8 protein-coding genes are annotated in these 8,143 nt (G+C 73.8%); 2 read left to right on the forward strand and 6 right to left on the reverse strand.

Annotation, left to right across the window (positions count from 1 at the left end):
* Positions 1–123: 123 nt before the first annotated feature.
* The 4 genes from ACFV4F_RS41120 to ACFV4F_RS41135 form a co-directional block, all read right to left on the reverse strand.
* Positions 124–1,761, reverse strand: a complete 1,638-nt coding sequence (locus ACFV4F_RS41120) for an amidohydrolase (RefSeq protein ID WP_380510728.1) — start codon at positions 1,759–1,761, stop codon at positions 124–126.
* Positions 1,762–1,871: 110 nt separating this feature from the next.
* A complete protein-coding gene (locus ACFV4F_RS41125; protein ID WP_380510731.1) occupies positions 1,872–3,290 on the reverse strand; it encodes an APC family permease in 1,419 nt (472 codons plus the stop codon).
* Positions 3,291–3,576: 286 nt separating this feature from the next.
* Positions 3,577–4,194 (reverse strand): nuclear transport factor 2 family protein, encoded by a 618-nt coding sequence (locus ACFV4F_RS41130; protein ID WP_380510734.1) that lies wholly within the window; start codon positions 4,192–4,194, stop codon positions 3,577–3,579.
* An 82-nt stretch (positions 4,195–4,276) separates the two neighbouring features.
* Positions 4,277–4,981, reverse strand: a complete 705-nt coding sequence (locus ACFV4F_RS41135; RefSeq protein WP_380510737.1) for a GntR family transcriptional regulator — start codon at positions 4,979–4,981, stop codon at positions 4,277–4,279.
* A gap of 45 nt (positions 4,982–5,026) precedes the next feature.
* On the opposite strand from ACFV4F_RS41135, the gene ACFV4F_RS41140 reads away from it, so the two are divergent.
* Together ACFV4F_RS41140 and ACFV4F_RS41145 are read left to right on the forward strand one after the other, a co-directional pair.
* Positions 5,027–5,449 (forward strand): VOC family protein, encoded by a 423-nt coding sequence (locus tag ACFV4F_RS41140; RefSeq protein ID WP_380510740.1) that lies wholly within the window; start codon positions 5,027–5,029, stop codon positions 5,447–5,449.
* 14 nt (positions 5,450–5,463) lie between these two features.
* On the forward strand, positions 5,464–6,279 hold the full coding sequence (locus ACFV4F_RS41145; RefSeq protein WP_380438788.1) for an SDR family NAD(P)-dependent oxidoreductase: 816 nt from the start codon (positions 5,464–5,466) through the stop codon (positions 6,277–6,279).
* Positions 6,280–6,294: 15 nt separating this feature from the next.
* Here ACFV4F_RS41145 and ACFV4F_RS41150 read toward each other — a convergent pair whose 3' ends face one another.
* A complete protein-coding gene (locus tag ACFV4F_RS41150; RefSeq protein ID WP_380510742.1) occupies positions 6,295–6,813 on the reverse strand; it encodes a ferredoxin in 519 nt (172 codons plus the stop codon).
* On the reverse strand, positions 6,810–8,099 hold the full coding sequence (locus ACFV4F_RS41155) for a HEAT repeat domain-containing protein (protein ID WP_380510745.1): 1,290 nt from the start codon (positions 8,097–8,099) through the stop codon (positions 6,810–6,812). Before ACFV4F_RS41155 ends, ACFV4F_RS41150 begins: the two co-directional genes overlap by 4 nt.
* Between the last annotated feature and the right edge of the window lie 44 nt (positions 8,100–8,143).

Raw genomic sequence — 8,143 nt, forward strand, 5'->3', positions numbered from 1 at the left:
GCGCCCCCCGCCCCCGGGCGGGGTCGCGGGGGGGGCGATTCGGGGGGGGCCGGCCGCGCGCGCCCGCCCCCCCCGCCGCGTTCGGCCGGCCTCGTTCAGCCGGCCCCGTTCGGCTGGCCCCGTTCAGCCCGCCGCGTGGACGAGTTCGCCGCCCACGTAGGTCCGCAGCACCCGGGCGTCGGCGATCTCCCCCGCGGGGCCGGTCAGGATGTCGCGGTCGAGGACGACCAGGTCGGCGAGGTGTCCGACGGCCAGGGTGCCGGCGTCGTCGTGCCCGTTCACGTGGGCGGCTCCGGCCGTGTAGGCGGCGAGGGCGGAGGCCGGGTCGAGGCGCTGCTCGGGCAGGAAGATCCGGCCGTCGGTGGCCTCCGGCGTGATCCGGTTGACCGCCACGTGCAGGCCGGCCAGCGGATCCGGGCTGCTCACCGGCCAGTCGCTGCCCGCCGCCAGCGTGGCGCCCGCGCGCTGGAGCGCGCCGAACGGGTACTGCCAGGCGGCGCGTTCGGCGCCGAGGAAGGGGATGGTCAGCTCGTCCATCTGCGGTTCGTGGGCGGCCCACAGCGGCTGGATGTTGGCGATCGCGCCGAGCCGGGCGAAGCGGGGGATGTCGTCCGGGTGGACCACCTGGAGGTGGGCGAGGTGGTGGCGGGTGCCGCGCCACCCGTTGGCGGTGCGGGCGGCCTCGACGGCGTCCAGGGCCTCGCGGACCGCGCGGTCGCCGAGGGCGTGGAAGTGCACCTGGAAGCCGAGCGCGTCGAGTTCGGTGACGTACCCGCGCAGTGCGGCCGGATCGACGAAGCTGAGGCCCGAGTTGGCGGTGGCGCAGCCGCAGCCGTCCAGGTAGGGGCTGGTCATCGCGGCGGTGAAGTTCTCCGCGATGCCGTCCTGCATGATCTTCACCGAGCCGGCCCGGAACCGGCCGTGGGTCAACTCGGCCCTTCGCGCCACCAGTTCGGGGATCTGTTCGGCGCCCCGGTCGCGGTCCCACCAGAGCGCACCGGTCACCCGGGCGGTCAGGGCGCCGGAGCGGGCGGCGGCCAGGTAGGCGTCGGAGGGGTCCGGCTGGCCGTTGAACTCGCCGAGCAGGGCGTCCTGCCAGCCGGTGATGCCGAGCGAGTGCAGCAGGCGCTGCGCCCGCAGCAGGCCGTCCACCCGCTCGGCGGTGGTGGTGGCCGGCACCAGCCGGGCGACCAGGGCGGTGGCGCCCTCCTGGAGCGTGCCGCTGGGCGTGCCGTCGCCCTCGCGCTCGATCCGGCCGTCGGCCGGGTCGGGGGTGTCCCGGGTGAGGCCGGCCAGTTCGAGGGCCCGGGTGTTGACCCAGGCGCCGTGGTGGTCGCGGTTGGTGAGGAAGACCGGGCGGTCCGGGACGACGGAGTCGAGCAGCTGCCTGGTCGGCCGTCCACCGTCGAAGCTCTCCAGCGACCAGCCGCTGCCGGTGATCCACGCCGGCCCGGGGTTGGCCTCGGCGTAGGCGCGGATCCGCTCCAGGCACTCGGTCGCGCCGACCGTGCCGGTGAGGTCGCAGGCGGCCAACTCGACGCCGCCGTACACGGCGTGGACGTGGGCATCCTGGAAGCCCGGCAGCAGCAGCTTGCCGGCGAGGTCGACGACCTCGGTCTTCGGTCCGATCAATCCGCGGACCTCGTCGTGCCCGACGGCGGTGATCCGCTCGCCGGTCACGGCCAGGCCGGTCGCCCGGGTGCGGGCGGCGTCGCCGGTGTGGACGGGGCCGCGGGTGAAGACCAGATCGGCCTGGGTCATGGGTGGTGCTCCGTTCTCGGGTTGCGTGTTGCGTGTTGCGCGTTGCGCGTTGCGCGTTGCGCGTTGTGTGCTGCGTGCTGTGTGCTGTGTGTCGGTCGTGCGGGAATCGCTCAGTGCGTGGGGTGTTGGAAGTACGGAGAGCGGCGCCGCCAGCGGGCCCAAGCCGCCGACGGGAGTCCGGTGACGACCATCAGCACCACGACGGTCAGCTCGAACCAGCCGTTGTCGGCGGAGAGTTCGAAGTGGTCGGCGGAGTCGTAGAAGGTCCAGGCCAGGTAGCCGCCGACGGCGAGCAGCGCCGCCGCGCCGAGCAGCGGACCGACCACGGCACGCAGCCCCTGCAACGGGTCGGTGCGCAACAGGTGGCGGAAGCGGACGGCGGCCGCGACGGCGGTGAGCGCGTAGTAGAGCGCGACGATGACGCCGATCGCGTTGACGGCGGCCGAGATCAGGTCGTTGACGGTCGGGATGGCGATCGAGGCGAGGGCCAGCAGGACGGCGACGCCGGTGATCAGCAGGGTACCGACGGCGGGGGTGGCGTGCTTGCGGTGCAGCCGGGTCCAGACCGGGCCGAGCACGCCGTCGCGGCCCATCGCGTACGTCCCGCGCGCGGTCGGGATCACCGAGGACTGCAGCGAGGCCACGGCGGAGAACGTCAGCGCGATCAACGGCAGTGCGGCCAGCGGCTGGTGGGCGAGCCGGGTGCCGAAGTAGGTCAGTCCGTGCGCACCGTTGTCGGCCAACTCACCGAGCGGGAGGACCCGTTGGAAGGCGGTGCCGGCCAGCAGGAAGAGCAGCATCATCACCACCAGGGCCAGGAAGCCGCCTCGGGAGGCGTAGCGCGGATCGCGCACTTCCTCGCCGACGCTGAACACCGACTCGAAGCCCCAGTAGCAGAACACCGCCAGCACCATGCCCTGTGCCACCGCGCCGAAGGAGGGGATGTCGAACGGGTTGTACCACTGGAGCGAGAACGGCTGGTCACCCGCGAACAGCCCGTACCCGCAGAAGCCGAGCAGCACCAGGTACTCGAAGACCAGTAGCGCCTTCTGCAACCGGGCGGCGAGGTCGAGCCCGCGCACCGCGACGAGTGCGGCGCCGATCAGGACGACGAGGCCGAGCAGGGTGCACTGGACGGTGGAGTCGGCGTCCAGGCGCAGGCCGGCGATGCCGCGCAGGTGCGCTTCGTCCAGGAGTTGGATGACCGCCGACCCGGTGACGGTGGTGGTGTAGGCCATGAAGACCACCGTGCCGACGGTGTTCACCCAGCCGGTGAGGAAGCCCAGCCAGGGACTGAGGGTCCGGCCCACCCAGCGGTAGCTGCTGCCGGCGTCCGGTTCGACCGCGTTCAGCCGCCCGTAGCCACCGGCGATGGCGAGCACGGGCAGGAAGGCCAGCAGCATGATCGCGGGCAGGTGCAGGCCGACGACCCCGGCCATCAGGCCCAGGCCGATGCCGATGCTGCTGGTGGCGGCCGTACTGGACGCGGCGATCACCGCTCCGTCCAGCAGGCCGATGGATTTGTGCATGGCGCCGTGGCTCGCACCCGTTCTCGGACCGCTGCCCGTGTCCTTCAGCGTCGGTACCAACGGATCACCGCCTTGCTCGTGGGGGTGGGGGTGAGGAAGTGCGAGTCATGAAACCGGGGGCGCCCTTACACGTCAATGCTGTTGTCATAAGCGCCCGGAGGCCTGCCGGAGGTTCTCCGGCCCGAAGGGCGGGTGGCGGGTCTTTCCGGATGGACGGCACCCGCCCGGACTCGTTCCCGAAGGCGTGGGCGACGTAGAGCTCGCCGGCGAAGCCTCCCGGCTGCTTCTACAACCGGCCCATCGTGCTCAGCAGGAGACCCACGCTTCGGGCGGCACTCACATCCGCGACGTTCGACATGGCGAGATCGTCGCGCTGTCCCACCCCGACGTCTCCAGCCAAGCGCCTCTGCCGACGAGATGGCGGCGAGGATCTCGCGGGTGGCAACGGTGTCGGGGTGGTGCGGGCCCAGGACGCGTTCCTGGTCGACGAGAAGCTCTTCCCACAGGGTGCCAGGGGGTCAGTTCTCCAGGGCGCGGGCGATGGGGAGGGTGCGGAGGTCTGGCGGAGGTGGGTGATGCGGCCGGCCGCGAGGGTGAAGAAGTGGGCGAAGCGGGAGGTGAACTGATTGCCCTTCGTCGTGGTGCCGACGTAGCGGCCGAGGACGATGACCTGGTCGCCGTCCTCGTAGAAGGCGTCGCCGATGCACCGGAACTCGCTGAAGTCGGCGAGGAAGGGGAAGAAGTCGCCGACGATGCGGTCGAGTCCTTCGTGGACGCCGCCGTTGGGGAAACCCTCCGTCACGTCCCAGCGGGCGTCCTCGGCGACGACGGAGCGGATGACGTCCAGGTCGCCCCGGGCGTCGTAGAAGCGGCGGACGACGTCGATCTGCGGGGAGTGGGACACCGTGGTTCCTCTCGACGGGCTGCGACTGCCATGCGGGGTACGCGACGGACGTTACCGGCCCGGAGGCCGGTTGGCGGGCGAATCACGGCACTTCACACCCCCGCTCGGCGGGCTCCGGGAGCAGCGCCAGCAGGCTGCGCCGTGCCACGTCCACGTGCTCCGCGGCGAGCCGGTCGAGCACGTCCTCCGCGCCGCCCGCCCGGAGCAGCCCGGCAAGTTCGCGGTGCTCGTCGACGACCAGTGCGCGGTACTGGCCGCGGGCGAGGGTCACCCGTTGCAGCTGGAACAGGAACACCTGCGAGCGCACGGCCTGCCAGGCCTCGGTGAGGCGGCGGTTGCCGGCGGCCTCGTAGATCCGGTCGTGGAAGGCCATGTCGAGGGCGAGCAGGCGCGGCACGCCGGCTCCGGCGGCGAGTTCGGCGGCCATCTCGTCGACGAGCCGGTCGAGGGCGTCGAGCTGCTGCGGCGTCGCGCGCCGCATCGCGGTGACGGCGGCCAGGCGGTCGAGGGCGGCGCGGACGCGGTAGACCTCCTCCACGTCGACGGCGGTCGCCTCGACGACGGTGGTCGGGCGGTGCCAGCCCGTGCGGATCAGACCCTCGCGCTGGAGCTGCGCGAGGCCTTCACGGACGGCGCCGCGGCTCACGCCCAGCGACTCGGCGAGTTCGACCTCCCGTAGCGGGGCGCCGGGCGGGAAGCGCCCGTCGAAGATCGCGTCGCGCACCGAGTCCGCGCACTCGTCGGCGAGGCCGCGCCGGGCCGCCTTCCGCAGGAGTTCATCCGTCATGTTCGAATGTTGACATCCGGACATGGCGCGGATCAAGGTGGGGTCATGACCCGTCCTGCGTTTCATCTCGCCATCCCGGTCGACGACCTGGCCCGGGCCCGCGCGTTCTACGGCGGTGTGCTCGGCCTCCCGGAGGGCCGCTCGACCGGCCACTGGGTCGACTGGGACCTCCACGGCCACCAGTTGGTGACGCACCTCGTGTCCAGCCCCCGCCCGGACGCCCCCGGACACGGCACCGTGGACGGCCACGCCGTCCCCGTGCCGCACTTCGGGCTGGTGCTGGGCGCCGACGCGTTCCACGCGCTCGCCGGGCGGCTGACGGAGGCCGGCACCGCGTTCGTCATCGAGCCGACGCTGCGCTTCGCCGGGCAGCCGGCCGAGCAGTGGACGATGTTCCTGCACGACCCGGCCGGGAACGCGCTGGAGTTCAAGGCGTTCCGCGACGAGTCCCGGATGTTCGCCCGATGAGCCCGACCAGCCCGATGAGCCCGGCGAACCCCACCGGCCCAGCAGGCCCGGCGAACCCCACCGGCCCGGCGCGGGGCGTGCTGGTCACCGGCGCCTCCCGGGGCATCGGCCGGGCGGTGGCCCACGCCTTCGCCGCCCGGGGCGACCGCGTCGCCGTCCACTACGGCTCGGACGCCGCCCGGGCCGAGGCGACGCTGGCCGCCCTGCCCGGCGAGGGGCACGTCGTCGTCGGCGGCGACCTCGCCGACCCGGACGCGGCCGAGCGGATCGCCGCGACCGCGGAGCGCGCGCTCGGCGGGGTGGACGTCCTGGTCAACAACGCCGCCGTCGCCACCTCGGCGGCCAACGCCCACCCGGTGGCGGAGGTGTCGTACGAGGACTGGCAGCGGGTCTGGCGCCGGATGGTCGACGTCAACCTGCTGGGCGCGGCGAACCTCGGCTACTGCGTCGCCCGCCGCATGATCGCCCGGGGCGCGCCCGGCCGGATCGTCCAGATCGGCTCGCGCGGCGCCTTCCGCGGCGAGCCGGACCACCCCGCGTACGGCGCGAGCAAGGCCGCCCTGCACGCCCTCGGCCAGTCCCTCGCGGTCGCCCTGGCCCCGCACGGCATCGCGGTCACGTCGGTCGCCCCCGGGTTCACCGCCACCGACCGCGTCGCCGACCGCCTGACCGGGCCGTCCGGCCGGGCCCTGCGCGAGCAGAGCCCGTTCGGCCGGGTCGGCACCCCGGAGGAGGTCGCCGCCGCCGTCCTCTACCTCGCCTCCCCGGAGGCGACGTGGGCCTCCGGCACGGTCCTCGACCTCAACGGGGCTTCGCACCTCCGCCTTTGAGCGGTCCGGCGGCTGCTACAGCTCCGGCAGCGCTTCGCCGGGCGCGGGGGACCTGCCCTCCTCCAGCCAGTGGAGGTAGATCCGCAGGTCCCCCGCCAGGCTCCCGTCGATGTACGAGCGGTAGTCCCGGACCGCGTCCGCGATGCCCTGCTCCGCCCAGTCGGCCTCGTTCCAGTCCTGCTCGGACAGGTACTCCGTGATCCGGCCGCGGTCGCGCCACCACTCGCGGACCGCGTCCGGCGTCCAGTGCGCGTCCCCGTCGCAGCCGTACCCGAGGAGCGGATCGCACTCGGCCGCCTCGACCAGCCGGGCCGCCTCCGCCGCCGTCCGGGGCTGCCGGTAGACGTACTCGGCGAGGTACGTGCCCCCGTAGAGGACGTGGTCGGGCGCGGAGAGGCGTCCCGTCCAGCAGTTGTCGGTCTCGGCGCCGTAGAAGGGCCCGGGGACGTTGAGCCAGAGCCGGTCCTCCCAGCGGCCCCGGAACGCCTCGCGGTCCTCGCCGAGGGCCGCCGTGGGATCGAAGTACAGGGTCACGGCGCGAGCATAGGGCCACCCTCCCGACCTGCTCGCGGGGAGGTCGGCCCGGCGGACCTCGCGGCCATCCGCCGCAGTGCCGAGGCGACCTGCCGTCGGATCAGGTCGTCGGGGTCGTGCTCGACCGGTCTCAGGTCGGGCTCCGTCAGCCACCGCCGCCTGATCCCGATGGCGACCGCGGCGTGGCGCGGGACCGGATCGGGGTCGACGAGGGCCGCGCGGGCCACGGCCGGGGCGCTGGGCGCGTCGAGGCGGGAGAGGTGGCTGATCGCCGCGGCCCGCACGGACGGCGCGGTGTCGTCGCGCAGCGGCAGGACATCCTCCTCGGTCAGCACCTGGGACTCCTCCAGGGCCTTGAGGGCCGCCTTCCGCACGTCCGGGTCCTCGTCGCGCAGGAGTCGGCGGGCCCGGGCGTGCCAGGAGGTCCCCCGTCCGGCCAGGGCGCGGACGGCGGTTTCGCGGACCTCGGCGGCCTGATCGGTCAGGGCCCGCTGGAGTACCGGGAGTTCCTCGTCCGGGAGCGCGACGTTCAGGGCTCTGATCGCGGTCGCCCGGACCCCGGGTTCCGGGTCCGCGGTGGCCGCCGCGCGCAGGACGGCTCTGGTCGCGGGGGCGAGGTGCGGGCGTCGCCGGAGGGTCCTGGCGGCGGCCGCGCGCAGGTCGGGGTCCGGGGAATCGGCGAGGGTGTCCGCGAGCGTCGGCTCGGTGCCGGGGAGGGACAGTTCGAAGCCGTGGGTGTCCAGTCCGTCCGCGGTCTCGTCGAGCCAGCGCTCGTACCAGGCGAGGAAGTCGGTGTCGGGGCTGAAGAAGGACTCGCGCCGGGGGTCGAGGTCGATGTTGAGGATCCGGCCGCGGGCCGGGCCGGTGACCACGAGCACGGTCAGGTAGCCGCACCCCTGGCTGGTGATGGCCATGGTGCCGGCGAACGGCGGCTTCGGGCTCCCCAGCCGCTCCCACCAGCCCCGGCCGACCCGGACGGTCGTGGGGCGCAGCGGGAACGGCCGGGCCAGGTCGCCGGACTCGCTCAACCCGCCCTGGTTCCAGGCCCGGAGCGGCAGCAGCCCGTAGTGCGGCCCGGCGCCGTCGTGGCCCACCTCGGTCAGGAACCGCCGGTACGCCGCAGGGAGCCGGACGCCGTGCTGCGCTTCGAAGGCGGAGACCCGGTCCTCGGTCAGCGGCGGGCCGAGGCGGAAGCCGTGGCGCTCTTCGCCGAAGGACTTCGCGCGGCCCGGCAGGCGGGGAACCCTCGCCAGGTTGACGGTGATGCTGCGGAGACGTGCATCCACGTCGCGTAGCTACTCAGGCGAAGGCACGCACCCGGCGGGTGGGG

The organism is Kitasatospora sp. NPDC059722 (genome assembly GCF_042733235.1).
In the GTDB taxonomy this organism is placed as follows: Bacteria; Actinomycetota; Actinomycetes; order Streptomycetales; family Streptomycetaceae; genus Kitasatospora.